Source organism: Bradyrhizobium diazoefficiens (assembly GCF_016616235.1).
Taxonomy (GTDB): Bacteria; Pseudomonadota; Alphaproteobacteria; order Rhizobiales; family Xanthobacteraceae; genus Bradyrhizobium; species Bradyrhizobium diazoefficiens_H.
This window is the reverse complement of sequence record NZ_CP067100.1, coordinates 1,778,821-1,793,265: the sequence shown is the minus strand read 5'-3', so window position 1 is coordinate 1,793,265 and position 14,445 is coordinate 1,778,821. Positions and strand designations below refer to the sequence as shown.

The 14,445-nt window shown below is 64.6% G+C and carries 14 protein-coding genes; 3 read left to right on the top strand and 11 right to left on the bottom strand.

All coding sequences use genetic code 11. From position 1 onward, the window contains the following. The first annotated feature begins 17 nt into the window (after positions 1-17). Complete coding sequence (rpsU, locus tag JJB99_RS08515) at positions 18-314, top strand: 30S ribosomal protein S21 (RefSeq protein ID WP_008546194.1); 297 nt, start codon at positions 18-20, stop codon at positions 312-314. 247 nt (positions 315-561) lie between these two features. Continuing rightward, a complete protein-coding gene (locus JJB99_RS08510) occupies positions 562-1,212 on the top strand; it encodes a tetratricopeptide repeat protein (RefSeq protein ID WP_200498341.1) in 651 nt (216 codons plus the stop codon). A 68-nt stretch (positions 1,213-1,280) separates the two neighbouring features. Here JJB99_RS08510 and JJB99_RS08505 read toward each other — a convergent pair whose 3' ends face one another. The 4 genes from JJB99_RS08505 to JJB99_RS08490 form a co-directional block, all read right to left on the bottom strand. Next, entirely contained in the window at positions 1,281-2,630 is a 1,350-nt protein-coding gene (locus JJB99_RS08505) for a carbohydrate porin (RefSeq protein WP_200500082.1), read from the bottom strand. Positions 2,631-2,761: 131 nt separating this feature from the next. Then, positions 2,762-3,823 carry an ABC transporter permease gene (locus JJB99_RS08500; protein ID WP_200498340.1) on the bottom strand — a complete coding sequence of 354 codons (1,062 nt, stop codon included), beginning with the start codon at positions 3,821-3,823 and terminating at the stop codon, positions 2,762-2,764. Then, positions 3,820-5,346, bottom strand: coding sequence for a sugar ABC transporter ATP-binding protein (locus JJB99_RS08495; protein ID WP_200498339.1), 1,527 nt, complete (start codon positions 5,344-5,346; stop codon positions 3,820-3,822). The genes JJB99_RS08500 and JJB99_RS08495 overlap by 4 nt, the downstream gene beginning before the upstream one ends. Positions 5,347-5,407: 61 nt before the next feature. Continuing rightward, the gene (locus JJB99_RS08490; protein WP_200498338.1) at positions 5,408-6,373 is read right to left on the bottom strand and encodes a sugar-binding protein; all 966 of its coding nucleotides are present in this window, start codon (positions 6,371-6,373) and stop codon (positions 5,408-5,410) included. Between the two features lie 276 nt (positions 6,374-6,649). On the opposite strand from JJB99_RS08490, the gene JJB99_RS08485 reads away from it, so the two are divergent. Continuing rightward, the gene (locus JJB99_RS08485) at positions 6,650-7,924 is read left to right on the top strand and encodes an ROK family protein (RefSeq protein ID WP_200500081.1); all 1,275 of its coding nucleotides are present in this window, start codon (positions 6,650-6,652) and stop codon (positions 7,922-7,924) included. A gap of 97 nt (positions 7,925-8,021) precedes the next feature. On the opposite strand, the gene JJB99_RS08480 is transcribed toward JJB99_RS08485, so the two are convergent. The 7 genes from JJB99_RS08480 to JJB99_RS08455 form a co-directional block, all read right to left on the bottom strand. Then, positions 8,022-8,975 (bottom strand): hypothetical protein, encoded by a 954-nt coding sequence (locus JJB99_RS08480; RefSeq protein WP_200498337.1) that lies wholly within the window; start codon positions 8,973-8,975, stop codon positions 8,022-8,024. Positions 8,976-9,069: 94 nt separating this feature from the next. After that, positions 9,070-9,354: a cupin domain-containing protein gene (locus JJB99_RS08475; RefSeq protein ID WP_200498336.1), complete on the bottom strand. Its 285-nt coding sequence runs from the start codon at positions 9,352-9,354 to the stop codon at positions 9,070-9,072. A 112-nt stretch (positions 9,355-9,466) separates the two neighbouring features. After that, positions 9,467-10,564 carry a calcium:proton antiporter gene (locus tag JJB99_RS08470; RefSeq protein WP_200498335.1) on the bottom strand — a complete coding sequence of 366 codons (1,098 nt, stop codon included), beginning with the start codon at positions 10,562-10,564 and terminating at the stop codon, positions 9,467-9,469. Then, entirely contained in the window at positions 10,561-10,707 is a 147-nt protein-coding gene (locus JJB99_RS35995; protein ID WP_210347643.1) for a hypothetical protein, read from the bottom strand. The genes JJB99_RS08470 and JJB99_RS35995 overlap by 4 nt, the downstream gene beginning before the upstream one ends. After that, on the bottom strand, positions 10,704-12,125 hold the full coding sequence (locus JJB99_RS08465) for a sodium:proton antiporter (RefSeq protein ID WP_246775174.1): 1,422 nt from the start codon (positions 12,123-12,125) through the stop codon (positions 10,704-10,706). The genes JJB99_RS35995 and JJB99_RS08465 overlap by 4 nt, the downstream gene beginning before the upstream one ends. 10 nt (positions 12,126-12,135) lie before the next feature. Then, positions 12,136-12,933, bottom strand: a complete 798-nt coding sequence (locus JJB99_RS08460; RefSeq protein WP_200498333.1) for an alpha/beta hydrolase — start codon at positions 12,931-12,933, stop codon at positions 12,136-12,138. A 107-nt stretch (positions 12,934-13,040) separates the two neighbouring features. Further along, a complete protein-coding gene (locus tag JJB99_RS08455; protein ID WP_200498332.1) occupies positions 13,041-14,438 on the bottom strand; it encodes an NAD(P)(+) transhydrogenase (Re/Si-specific) subunit beta in 1,398 nt (465 codons plus the stop codon). Positions 14,439-14,445: the final 7 nt, after the last annotated feature.

Genomic DNA, 14,445 nt, shown 5'->3' with positions numbered 1-14,445 from the left:
ACCAAAGAGGATGCCGCGTGCAGGTTCTCGTTCGCGATAACAATGTCGATCAAGCCCTCAAGGCGCTGAAGAAGAAGATGCAGCGCGAGGGCATTTTCCGCGAGATGAAGCTCCGCGGTCACTACGAGAAGCCCTCCGAGAAGAAGGCCCGTGAAAAGGCCGAAGCCGTGCGCCGCGCGCGCAAGCTGGCCCGCAAGAAGCTGCAGCGCGAAGGCCTGCTGCCGATGAAGCCGAAGCCGGTGTTCGGCGCCGGTCCCGGCGGTGATCGCGGCGGCCGTGGCGGCCCGGGTGCAGGTCCGCGCGGACCGCGCTGATCTTTCCGGATTTATCAGACTTCAGTTTTCGATAACGCGGGCTCCTGGCCCGCGTTATTGTTTTGTGAGCGGTGCCTTGCTGGGATGGGGCACCACCGATGCGGCGCCAATGCGCGATGAGATTGGATGAATCGTCACCGCGCTTTAGGTTGTTGTTTGCGCATGATCTCTTCGGAAAACCGCGGCACACCTTGCGCTCACGCGGTCCTCCGGGTCCGGATCATGCTTTAGCGCGAGCGAACCGTAGATGGCCTTCCCTTTCCCCGAACGCGGAATGGCGCGGCTGCGCCGGATCTGGCAGCAGCCGCTCGCGCTCGGCTTGATGGGCATTGCACTGTGCGGCTGCTCCTTCGACCTGGGCTCGCTGATGCCGGAGAAGGACAAGCCGCAGGAGGCGCCCAAGGCGGCACCGACGGCCGAGAGCGCGGTCAGCCCTGGCAATGTCACCGAGGCCCAGGCGCACACGGCGAAGGCCCAGGCCCTGGCCAAGTCGGGCGAGACGGCCGCAGCGCTGGATGAATTCAATCGCGCGGTCGGGCTCGATCCCTACAATGCGCAGGCGCTCTATGGCCGTGCCCTGATCTATCAGGCCAATAACCAGCACGATTTCGCCATCGCTGATTTCAGCGCCGCGAGCGGGCTCAACCCGCAAAAGGCCGAGCCGCTGCTCGGCCGCGCCGCCAGCTATCTTGCGATCGGCAAAGTCAAGGAGGCCGCGGCCGACCTCGACGAGGCCTCCGAGGCCGATCCGCACAATGCCCAGGTCTGGACCGCGCGCGGACAGGCCTATGAGCGGCTGGGCGACAAGGCCAAGGCGGCTGCGTCTTACAACAAGGCGGTCGCGCTGCGTCCACGCGACGATGCCGCCCGCAGCGGGCTCGCCCGCGTGGGCGGCTAATCGAAGCATCCGTCGTCAACGCATCCGCCGTCCGGCTCAATGTTTTGAACCGGACGGCTGGCGCCAGATCAGAAGTGGACCTCGGTGCGCATACCGAGAACCACGGCATTGTCGGTCTTCACGCCTGCGGCGTTATAGCCGCGCCCGCCGGGATTGATGACATATTGCGCGTCGAACTTGAGGTTCAACCAACCGGTCGCCTGCCATCCGTACCAGACTTCGATCGGAACCTCGTTGCCGCCAGCATTGGGACCGAGGGCAGCTGAATTGACGTGGGTCGTTCCGACCGCGAAGCCGACTTCGTCCTTGGGACGCCAGGTGAACGTTCCGGTATGCCTGAAGCCGAGCGCGATCTGATAATCCTGGTACGACGTCCGGTGATCGGCCCAGCTCGTATTGAGGAAGGTGTACCAGCCCTGCGCGTCGGGACCGTCAACGGTCAAGCGCTGCAGGATCGACTCGTAGATGCCGTAGCGGCCTCTTTGATCTCCGAGATTCTGATCGGGGACGCCACCAACGCCCGGGATGGTGCTGATGATGCCCGGGAGACCCCCATCGATGGTCGACGCGCTGTCATACCAGCCGCCCAATCTCCAGGTCCCGGTCAAGGGACCCTTCGGAGTCCAGACCAACTCGACCGGCACCAGCACGCCACTGGCGGGGCTGGAGGACGGGACGCCCGGCAGGAAGTAGATGCTGGGCTCCGAGGTCGTCAGATAATTCGGATTGGCATCGTAGACGCCGACCGAAACCGTGAATTCCGGAGTCAGCTTGTAGTGGACGACGCCGGCCCACTGGCTTACCGGCCAGTTGTAGATGTATCCACCCTGGATGTTGCCGGGTTGGCCGCCGCAGAAGGTCAGGTTGATGAACTCGCACAGACCGAAGAAGAAGTCGGAGCCGACGGGAAGACGGCCGCCCTTCAGTTCGAGGCGGTCATCGAACAGCTTCTGCGAGTAGTAGAGCTGCGTCAGGCGCAGAATATTGCCGCGGCCGTAGACTTCGTTGGTCAGCTGCAGGGCGGGAATGCCCGCTTCGCTGTTCAGATTATCGCCGAAGCGGTCAACCAGCGTGAGGCCGATCGTGCCGCCCTGGATGCCGGCAAGCTTGCCCATGTCGAGCTTGGCCCCGAACCACAGTTGTCCGGCGTTGGCTGCGGTGTTCCTGCTTCCGCCCGACAGATTGCCGACGGATTCATTGCCCAGCGTCAGGCCCAGATCGATGCCCTGCTCCTTCAGCCTGGTCCTGCCGAGATCGCCGAACAGATACGGCCTCGTCCAGAAATCGTCAGCGGCCGCATAAGGGACAGGCGGCGCCTTCGTCGGAAGATCGGCCGCATATGCTCCACCGCTCAAGAGCGATGACAAAGCAATCGCCGCACCGCATGCCCATGCGGTGTTCACATATCTACGCAACATTTCGTCCTCCCGCCGTCTCAGGCTTTGTCTCTTCCTCACGCCCTTGCCCAAAGCCCTCGAGCCCCGAACGTGGTCCTTCCCCAGCAGCCGCCGACGAAGCAGCGTGATGTCAGCTGGAGGCTGGATCTCTGTCATGCTTGATCGCCCGTTCTCGCCGGCAACACAGCCTGGCTGTGCGGTGAGGCGCCCTGTTTTGCCTGCACAGGTTTCGATCTCGGCGCCGTGGTGGCGACGCCGGCCAGCGCCATCTTGCGCCGCCGCCGGGCCTGCAATTGCTGATCGGCCAGCACGCCGATCAGAATGACCGTCCCCATCACTGCGAAGTTCAGGGAATTGGGGATTCCCAGGATATTGACGAGGTTCTGCAGCACCTGCAGCAGCCCCGTCCCCAACACGATACCGAGGATGGAGCCCTCGCCGCCGCGCAGGCTGCACCCGCCCAGCACGGCAGCCGCGATCGCGTAGAGTTCGTAGAAATTGCCGAACGAGCTCGGCGAGACCGAGTTGGTGTAGAACACGAACAACACGGTCGAAACGCCGGCGAGTCCGCCGCTGATGATGTAGGCGGTTGCGATCACGACATTTGTGCTGATGCCGGAGAAGCGCGCCGCTTCCTCGTTCTTGCCGACCGCATAGAGCCAGCGCCCGTAGACCGAGCGGTGCAACAGCACCCCGAGAACCAGCGCGAGGACGATGAGGAAGATGAAGGTGTTCGGGATGCCCGCCACATTGCCGGAGGCGATGTTGCTCAGTGTCGCGGCCTCGTCGCCGTAGCCGAAGCCGCGTGTCGAATCGCTGGTATAGTAGCGGGCGGCGCCGCGATAGATCAGGAGCCCGCACAGCGTCACGATGAAGGGCTGCATCTTGAGGCGCGTGATCAGGAAGCCCTGGATGCCTCCCAGCGCCAGCCCGCCCAGCAATACGGCCAGCAGCGCGATGGGCCAGGGAACCTGATAGGTCGTCAGAAGGTCGATGAAGACGACGCCGAGCAGCGCGAACATCGAGCCGAGCGAAAGGTCGATGCCGCCGGTGATGATCACGAGCCCCTCGCCCAGCGCGAACACGCCGAACAGACCGATCAGGTTGGCCATGTTCAGCAGATTCACCAGCGACAGGAAGGCCGGATTGATCGCGCCGGTGACGGCGGAGATCACCGCAAGCAGCAGGAACAGGCCGAGCTCTTTCTTCGTCATGGCGCAGCGGCTTCCATGGTTTCCGGCGCTTGGCCGATCGCCAGCCGCAACACGTTGTATTCGCTGAACTGTTCGCGTTCGAGGACGCCGCTGACACGGCCTTCATGCATCACGGCCACCCGGTCCGAGACGCCGATGACCTCCTCCATGTCCGAGGAAATCATCACGATCGCGACGCCCTGGTCGGCGAGATCGCGCATCAGCGCATAGATCTCGCTCTTGGCCCCGACATCGATGCCTCGGGTCGGCTCGTCGAAGAACATCACGCGCGGCTGCATGGAAAGCCATTTGCCCAGCACGACCTTCTGCTGGTTGCCGCCGGAGAGCGTCACGACTTCCATATCGATGCTCGGCGCCTTGATGGACAGGCGCCTCGCCTGCTCGTTCGCGACCTTGCGTTCGGCCGCGCCGTTGACCAGCGACATCCACGCATAGTTCAGCAAGTTCGCGAGCGTGACGTTCTCCCGGATCGGCAGCTCCAGCACGAGCCCGGATTTCTTGCGGTCTTCCGGCACCAGATAGATGCCCTGCCCGATCGCGTCCCGCGGCGAGGCGACGGCGACCGGCGCGTTGTCGATCCTGATCTCGCCACCCAGCAGCGGGTCGATGCCGAAGGCGGTGCGAGCGAGTGAGGTGCGGCCGGCGCCTACGAGCCCTGCCAGGCCGAGGATCTCCCCGCGGCGCACGGAAAGATCGATCTGCCGGTCGGGAAACGCCGACGTCACGAGGCCGGCGATATCGCAGCCGCCCGGTTGCGGCGACCGCTTCGGCGGCGTGTACAGCGACTTGAGGTCGCGGCCGATCATCAGCCGGATCATGGCGGCGTGACTCAGCTCGTCCCGCGCCAACTCTCCCACCGTGCGCCCGTCGCGCAGCACGACCACGCGGTCCGCGCAGGTCATGATCTCGCCGAGCCGGTGAGAGATATAGATCACCGAAATGCCGTGCGCCTTCAGGTCGGCAATCACCGCCAGCAGCCGCTCGGTCTCGGAAATCGTGAGGCTGGAGGTCGGCTCGTCCATGATGATCACGCGGGCGTCGATCGAGAGCGCCTTGGCGATCTCCACCATCTGACGCTCGGCGATGGACAGATTTTCGACCGGCGTGTCCGGACTGAAATCGGCGCCGAGGCGCTCCAGCAGCGGCGCCACGCGGGCGCGCATCTGCGCGTCGTCCACCAGCTTCAGCGGACCGCCGAAGAGTTTCTCGCGCCCGATGAAGACGTTCGCGGCGACGTCGAGGTTCTCGAACAGGTTCAGTTCCTGGTGCACGAAGGCGATGCCGGCCCGCGTCGCCTCGCTCACCGTCATCCGCGCGTGGTCGTCGCCGCCGATGCGGATCACGCCTTCGCTCGGCGCGATCACGCCGCCCAGCACGCGCATCAGCGTCGATTTGCCGGCGCCGTTCTCGCCGATCAGGCCCAATACCTCGCCGCGGTACACACGCAGGCTGACATCGTCGAGGGCCCTGACACCGGGATAAGTCTTGCTGATCCCGGCAAGCTCCAGCAGCATATCCGTCATTCCGCGTTCCCCCGCGTCACACCCGGCGGTCTGTGGCCGCCGGGCGTGAAACACACCGAAGCTATTTCTTCAGCAGGTCCTTCAGGTATGCAGTGAACTCCGCGACGTTGGACTTGCTGATCACCTTGGTCGGCACGATCAGCTTGCCGTCCGCCGGGATCCAGGACTTGTCGCCGTTCAGCGTCTTGATGATGTTGGTGGCGGAGAGATAGCCGAACTCGTACGGCTGCTGCACGACCGTGGATTCGATCGTGCCGTCGGAAATGCCCCGCAGCGTACGCTGATCCTCGTCGAAGCCGACGATCTTCACCTTGCCGGCCTTGCCCGCCGCCTTCACCGCGTCATAGATCAGCGGTGTCTCGTAGCTCCACAGGCCGGACAACAGCGCAATGTCGGGATATTTGACGAGGACGTTCTCCATGTTCGCCTTGGCCTTGGCGAAGTCCACCTGATCGGTGAACACGTCGACCAGTTCGACCTTGGTACCGGCGATCGCGTCCTTGATTCCCTGGACCCGCTCGCGGGCGTTGTCGGCGTCCATCGTGCCGACAAATAGCGCGATCTTGCCGCCGTTCGGCAGCGCTTTCTTGATCTCCTCGCCCGCCTGCCGGCCGGCTGCGACGTTGTCGGTGCCGATATAGGCGAGACGCTTGCTCTGCGGCGCATCGCTGTCCGTCGTGATCAACACGGTCTTCGCCGCAACCTTGTTGAGTTGTTCGGTTGCATGCGGCGCATCGTCGACGGAGATCGAGATGCCGGCGACGCCGCGCACCAGCAGGTCGTCCAGCTCGCGCCGCTGGCCTGCGGCCGTGCCTTCGTTGGTGACGATCAACTCGATGTTGTAGTCCGGGTGTTCTTTCTGGGCTTTCTCGAGCCCGCGTCCGGCGATGGTCCAGAAGTCGGCCGCAACGTTGGTCACAAGCGCGATGGTCTTTTTCTGCTGCGCCTGCGCCACCCCGGTGGCCATCGCGAGCGCGGCGGCACTCGCCAACAACGGGACGATCAATTTCTTCACTGAGTCCTTCACGGCATCCTCCCTTTGAATCACCCCACATGAGGCGGTGCGTGCGACGCTTCTGCGTCTTATTTTATTTACGCGATGAATAAATTACTGGAGAAAGCTCTCTGGTCAAGGCTGTTCCTGTTGTAACCCTCACGCACCAGTAGCATTTAGGTATGGAAGTGCGACATTTTGGCACCACTTTTCCTTCTTTGCTGAAGTCATCCAGTCGATTAATTTCCAAAATCGAATTTAAGGTTCCCGGCATTGATTAACTTCGCGAACGAATTAAAAGCCGGCGGCATGGATCAGCAACCCGAGCCCCCGAAACGTAATTCAGGCGTGGCTCGCGGATCGAACCGCGGCCGTCTGGTCGAAGCCTTGCGACGCCAGGGGCCATCGCCGCGGGTGGAGCTCGCGCGCAGCACGGGGCTGAGCTTCCCGGCCATTTCAGCCCTGACGTCGCGACTGATCGCGGATGAGCTGCTGTGCGAGGCCGAAACCGAGACCGGCGCGGCGACGTCGTGGCCCAACGATACCGACGAAGAGGATGCGGACGGGCTGAACGGCAGGCGCCGCGGCCGGCCGGCGGTGCTGCTGACCCTGAATCCGGCGTTTGGCCGCATCATTGCGGTCTCGCTGCGCATGAACCAGATCGAGACGCTGATCGCGGATTTCAGCGGCTCCGATCTGGCGCAATCGCGACTCGCTCTCGCGACCCGGGCGCTCGATTCGGCCGCGCTGTGCGAGCTCGTCATCGCGCAGATCGAAGCGATGCTCGAGGCGACGGCCACGCCGCGCCATCGGCTGCTTGGTATCGGGATTGCGCTGCAGGGCATCGTCAACGCCGACACCGGGCGGCACCTGTGGAGTCCTGCGCTCTCGGTCACCGACGTCGATCTGGCGAAGCCGATCCGGCAGGCATTCGGGGTCGAGGTCGCGATGGCGAATGATGCAGTCGCGGTTGCACTGGCCATCGCCGCCGCGGAGCCGGCACTGACGCAGGGCCTGTCGGCCACGATCATGGTCGGCCACGGCGTCGGGATGGGCGTCGTCGTCGACGGCGAGGCGCGCTGGGGCACCGGCGCCGGCAGCGAGATCGGCCATGTCAAGCTGGCGCCGAACGGTCCACAATGCCGCTGCGGGCAGCGCGGCTGCATCGAGGCCCATCTCGCCGACTACGCGCTCTACCGGGATGCCCGCACCTTCCTCGACCTGCCGCCGGCGCCATCGCAGCAGCCATCGGACGCGCAGATGGCTCTGCTGCGCGAGCGAGCCTCGGCCGGTGATCCCCGCCTCGAGCACTTGTTCCACCAAGCAGGCCACGCGCTTGCCGAGGCGGTCGCCGTGACGATATCGGTGCTGCGCCCGAACCATGTCATCCTGGCGGGCGCCGGCCTACAGGCATTTGAAATGATGCGCCGCGCCTATGAGGAGCGGCTTGAACAGGCGGTTTTGCCGTGGCTGCTCAAGTCCACGGCAATCCATGTACGTCCGAGCGAGTCGGTGACAATTCTCGACGGCATGGTGCGGCGGACGCTGGAGGTCGTGGACCGCAACTACATGGAGACCAGCTAGAGCGTGATCCGGAAAAGTGTGTAGCAGTTCTCCGATAAGATCATGCTCAAACAATAACCTAAAGCGCGATCGCGATTCGTCCTTGTCTCATCGCGCTTTAGTCCGGAGTGGAGCTCTTCGGCAGGACGGAGTGGAACATCGACTTCATGCCCGACAGCATCTCGTCCGCAACGTTGGTCTTCTTCGGCCGCGGCATGGAGGCGCCGGCATCGGCCCGCAGATCGAGCGGCGGCGCGATCACGGGCACGGGGATGTCAGCCGGCGGCGTGATTCGATTCGGGTCGTCGTCGCCAACCGACGACGTGTAAGACGGCGACGAGGTGCCGTTGCCATAGGCGTCCGGCGAGGGCGCGGACACCGTGATCGGCGGCGGCAGCGGACGGATCGTGGACGGCTCGGTAGCGATGACGCGCGGAGCCTCCGGGGTGCGGATGGCTTCGCGCACCGCGGGCTCGGGCGTCCGCTCGACCGGCTTGGTCTCGGCAGATTTGGCCTCAGCGGCCTTCGCTTCAGAAGATCGGCCCTCGGGCGACTTGCGCAGACGCTCGATGGCAGCGCGCGCCAGATCGTTGGCATCGGGCGTGGCCGCCTGGGACGCCGCGGCCGGCGCCGAATTGGCTTCCACCACAGGAGCTGCGGCTGCCGGAGTCGACTTGGCGGCCGCCTTCTCGCGTGCTGGCGGGCGGCCGTGCGAAGCGGTCTCGGCGGGAGTGACGTCCGCAGCCTTGGTGTCCGCGGCCTTGGTCTCAGCGGCCTTAGTATCGGCGGCCTTGGTTTCGGACTTATCGGCAGGCTTCTCGGCCTTGTCCGCCGCGGTCTTCTCGGAGACGCTCTTCTCGGATACGCCCTTGGCCTTGATGCCGGGCGCCGGGAGGTTGGCCACGTCAGCGGGCTTATTGCCGCTCTTGCCGGCATCGCCGGGGGCGACTACGGCCGCGGGGGCGTCGGCCGGCTTGGCGTTGATGTAGTGATTAACGATGTAGGCCCCGATGATCGTCGCGAGCACCGAGGGGAAGATATCCATCGAGATTTTAGCGAGGTATTTCAGCATTTCTCGGCCACTCCCCGCGCGATCTGATGCGGGAACTTTGGGGCATTGTAAGGGATCAACTGCGACGGATCGATGGCAAATAGTCATGCCAGCCTTAAGGCTTCAGCTCAATCTCAAGAAATACGATCTCGGTTGAGGTTTCGTTAAGTACGTCGTGTTGGACGCCGGCCTTGCGAAAGTAGGACTTTCCGGCCGCAAGCTGCGCCTTGGACCGCTCGCCGGTGGGCACCACGATCGTCATCTCGCCGCCGACCACGGGAACAATCACATAGTCCATCCCGTGGGTGTGATGCCCGGTTGCGCTGCCCGGCGCGAGCCGCCATTCGGTCACCCGGACCTGGTCGTTGTCGATCTGAACCTCGGATTTGGCGGCGAGCATCGGGAACTCCTTGAAGCATGATCTGGACCCGGGAGCTCGCGTGAGCGCAAAGTGCTGAGCGCTTGTCCCGAAAAGATCATGCTCGAACGACAGCCTGGAACGCGACGGCGCTTCAGGGCACGAAAACCATGAACACGTAGACGGCAAATACCACCATATGGACCAGACCGAACAGGACATTGGTTCTGCCCGTGCCGAAGGTCAGCATGCTCAGGAAGAAGGTGAGCAGCAGAAGGACGCTGCCCTGGGCGCTGAGCCCGAGTTCGAGCTCCTTGTCGAACGCGTAGGTTGCAACGCCGACGGCGGGAATGGTGAGGCCGATGGTCGCGAGCGAGGACCCGAGGGCGAGATTGATGCTCTTCTGGAGATCATTCCTGCGGGCCGCCGCAATCGCCGCGACGCCTTCGGGCATCAGGATCAGGAGCGCGACCAGAAGCCCGGCAAAGGCCGGTGGCGCGCCGATCTTGGCGGCCACGGCGTCGACCACGAGCGAGAACTTCTTGGCGAGCAGCACGACCGCCAGGAGCGAGATCAGGAGCAGCCCGGCGGTGAGCGCAAGCGCTCCGACCGACAGGTGTGTCTCCCCTCCCTCGCCTTCCGCCCGTTCGTGGACGAAGTAATCCTTGTGCAGGACGGTCTGGGTGTAGAGAAACACCGCATAGAGCGCGAGCGTCACCACATCGACGAAGCCGAGCTGAACCGCCGAGTAGGCCGGGCCCGGCGTGGTGGTCGTGTAGTTCGGCATGATCAGCGTGATCGTGGCGAGCGCGAACAGCACACTGAGATAGACGTTGGCCCCGGAGAGCTGAAAACCCTGCTCGCGATAGCGCAGGCCGCCGATGAAGATGCAGAGCCCGACGAGACCGTTGCAGACGATCATGACCACGGCGAACACGGTGTCGCGCGCCAGTTCCGGGGCAGGCTTGTCGCCCAGCATGATCGTGGTGATCAGGGCCACCTCGATGATGGTCACCGAGAGCGTCAGCACCAGCGTACCATAGGGTTCACCGACCCGTTCGGCGATCACCTCGGCATGATGCACGGCGGCGAACACCGTGCCGAACAGGATGACCAGAAGGATGGTGGCGAAGACGAGCCCGCCCGGCGAAAGCGTGAAGACGTAGCCGGTCGCGGCGACGGCCACGAACAGCAGCACCGCCAGCGCCGGAAAGACCCAGGCCGACCGGGGCATCGGATCATGCGCGCTCATCCATCGGCTCCAGTTACTTCGGGCATGATCCGGGAAAGTGTGTCGCGGCTGTCCGAAAGATCATGCTCGCTCGAAAGGCCCGAGGTGCAATGAAAATCCGTTGCACCCGCCGCGAGCAGTAGCAAATCGGCCGGCAGATTCAATGCCACTCCAGCAACGGCGCGACCGGCAGCAAGGTCAGCAGCAGGAACAGCGGGATCAGCACGGCGCCTGCGCGCAGGAGATAGCCGAAGAAGCCCGGCATCTCGATGCCGTTCTCGCTGGCGATGCTGCTCACCATGAAGTTCGGCGCATTGCCGACATAGGTGAGCGCTCCCATGTAGACCGCGCCCATGGAAATGGAGGCGAGCGTGCCGGACAGCCCATGCATCAGGACCTGCGGGTCGCCGCCGGCGAGCTCGAAGAACAGCAGATAGGTTGGCGCATTGTCGAGGAAGGCCGACATCAGCCCGGTCAACCAGAAATAGGCGACCTCGCGCGGCGCGCCGTCCGGCGTCGTGACCGCCGATAGCAACCAGGCGAAGACGCCGCGATGGCCGGCATCGAGCATGGCAATGACCGGGATGATGGCGACAAAGATGCCCGCAAACAGTTTCGCGACCTCGCGGATCGGCTCCCAAGTGAAGCCGTTGGCCTGCCTGTGCTCGTCCGGCGTCAGCCACACCGACAGCGCGGCAATGGCGAGCAGCGTCGCGTTGCGGATGACGTCTTCCAGCTCCAGCCGGGTGCCGAGAATGTCGAAGGCGATGCCGGACTTCCATGTCGCCGAGGCGAGCAGGCCGGCGACGATCGCTGCGATCAGCACCAGGTTGACGATCCCGCGGATCCGCACCGGCTCCGCGGGATCTTTGACGCCGGGTAACGGTTCGCTGCGGAAACGCCAGACGTCGACGGCGATGAAGATGGCGAGCAACGCGCCGGCAACGATCGTGGTCTGGAACCAGATATTCCGCGTGGTCCAGAAAAAGTCGACGCCGTGCAGGAAGCCGACGAACAGCGGCGGATCGCCGAGGGGGCTCAGCGCGCCGCCAACATTGGCGACCAGGATGATGAAGAAGACGACGACATGGGCGTTGTGGCGCCGCGGCCGGTTGGCGCGGATCAGCGGACGGATCAGGATCATGGCGGCGCCCGTGGTGCCGACGATGCTCGCCATCAGCGTGCCGAGCGCGAGGATGGCGGCATTCGCCGCCGGCGTCGCCTTGATGTCGCCGCTGATGAGGATGCCGCCGGCCACGACATAGAGCGAGAACAGCAGCACGATGAAGCCGAGATATTCGGCGAGCATGGCATGGACAAGCGCGGCAAGCGTCATCATGCCGCCAAAGAGCCAGACGAGCGAGCCAAGCGTCAGCAGCGACCAGGCCGCGGCGATCTTGCCGTAATGGTGATGCCAGAATTTCGGGAACAGCAGCGGCCCGAGCGCGATCGACAGCAGGAGACCGCCAAAAGGCAGCGCATAGGGCCAGCGCATCGCCGCGCCATCGAGCCCGGCCGCAGCCCATGCGGGCTGCGGCAGCAACGCAAGGAGTGCGGCGATGGGCGCGCCACCGTGCCGCATCAAGAGCCGTCTAGGAAGCCATGAAGCGCTTCGCTGTTTCGATCGCACCAAAAGCATCGAGATTGTCGTGTCCACCACCGGCGAAGCGCACGAACTGCTTTGGTTCATGCCCGAGCGCGAACAGACGCTCTCCGAACACGATCGAAATGGCAAGGTCATTGGTGCCATGCATCACCAGCAGCGGCACCCTGACGCGCACGATTCGCTCGTCGGAGCGAAACTGATCACGCATCAGCAGGCGGACCGGGACGAAGCGGAACGCCGTGGCGGCGAGGTCGGCCGTGGAAGTGTAGGGAGCCTCCAGGATCAGCTTGCCGACGGGATGCTCGGAGGCGACCGCGACGGCCACGCCCGTCCCAAGCGAAAAGCCCCAGGCGACGATCCGTTCCGCCGCATAGTGCGCCGTGGTGAAGGCGTACGCGACGGCGGCATCGCGCAGGAGCCCCTCCTCGCTCGGCGCGCCGGTCGAGCCGGCATAGCCGCGATAGGATAGCGCGACGAGACCGGTACCGTCAGCGGTCATCGCCCTGAAGCGGCTGACGCAGCCGGCGAGAAAATCGCCGTTGCCCGGGAAATAAAGGATGACAGGACGGCCCGGCTTGGCCGGCACGTGCCAGACGATGACCTTCTCGCCGTCGGAGGTGGGCAGGACATGCTCTTCGGCCTCGGGCAGGCCGGCGGCGTCCGGGGCGGTGCGACCGACGGGCGGGATCGGAAACAGCATCTCGCGCTGCCGGACATACAGCACGACGAGACCGGCGCAATAGACGGTCAAGAGCAGGATGGCGATCCACTTGACGATGGTCATGATCACGTGGCCGGTCTCCGGCTCAGCACCTGCGACGGCCCCGCCGCAATTCCATGACATCGAGCCGGATGCTCGCGGGCACGTTCAGGCCACGGTCCGCTCCCGGACTACATCGCCTTGACGATATTCTCGGTGACCTTCTTGGCGTCGCCGAGCAGCATCATGGTGTTGTCGCGATAGAACAGCGGATTGTCGATGCCGGCATAGCCCGAGGCCAGCGAGCGCTTGATGAACATCACGGTGCCGGCCTTCCAGACCTGCAGCACCGGCATGCCGTAGATCGGCGAGGTCTTGTCCTCCTCGGCGGCCGGGTTGGTGACGTCGTTGGCGCCGATCACGAAGGCGATGTCGGCTTGCGCGAACTCGGAGTTGATGTCCTCGAGCTCGAACACCTCGTCATAGGGCACATTGGCCTCGGCCAGCAGCACGTTCATGTGGCCGGGCATGCGGCCGGCGACCGGGTGAATGGCGTATTTCACCTCGACGCCTTCCTTTTTCAGGATGTCGCCCATCTCGCGCAACGCGTGCTGGGCCTGCGCCACCGCCATGCCGTAGCCGGGCACGATGATCACCTTGGACGCGTTCTTCATGATGAAGGCGGCATCGTCGGCCGAGCCGAGCTTGGCCGGCTTCTGCTCGCCGCCGCCACCGCCGGCCGCAGCGGTCTCGCCGCCAAAGCCGCCGAGGATGACCGAGATGAAGGACCGGTTCATCGCGTGGCACATGATGTAGGACAGGATCGCGCCGGAGGAGCCGACCAGCGCGCCAGTGATGATCAGCGCGGAATTGCCGAGCGTGAAGCCGATGCCCGCCGCAGCCCAGCCAGAGTAGGAGTTCAGCATCGAGATCACGACCGGCATGTCGGCGCCGCCGATCGGGATGATCATCAGCACGCCGAGCGCCAGCGCCAGGATGACGATCAGCCAGAAGTCGAGCGCGCCGCCGGTCAGGACCAGCCGGACGATGAAGAACACCAGCGCGACGGCGAGCGCGATGTTGATGATGTGGCGGGCGGGCAGGATGATCGGCGCGCCGCTCATCCGCGCCGACAACTTCAGGAACGCGATCACCGAACCGGTGAAGGTCAGCGCGCCGATGGCGACGCCGAGCGACATCTCGACCAGGCTCTGCGGATGGATGTTGCCGGATGTGCCGATGTCGAAGGCTTCGGGCGCGTAGAACGCGCCGGCGGCGACCAGCACCGCGGCCATGCCGACCAGCGAATGGAAGGCGGCGACCAGTTCCGGCATCGAGGTCATCGGCACGCGGCGGGCGATCACCGCGCCGATCGCCCCGCCGATCGCGATACCTGATATCACCAGCAGCCAGGCGACGCCGTCCGCCGGTGGATGGCTGGCGAGCGTGGTCGCGACCGCGATCCCCATGCCGATCATGCCGAACAGATTGCCCTGGCGCGACGACGCCGGGCTCGACAGCCCGCGCAGCGACAGGATGAACAGCACTCCCGCCACGAGATACAAAAATGCAGAGAGGTTGGCGCTCATCTCAGGT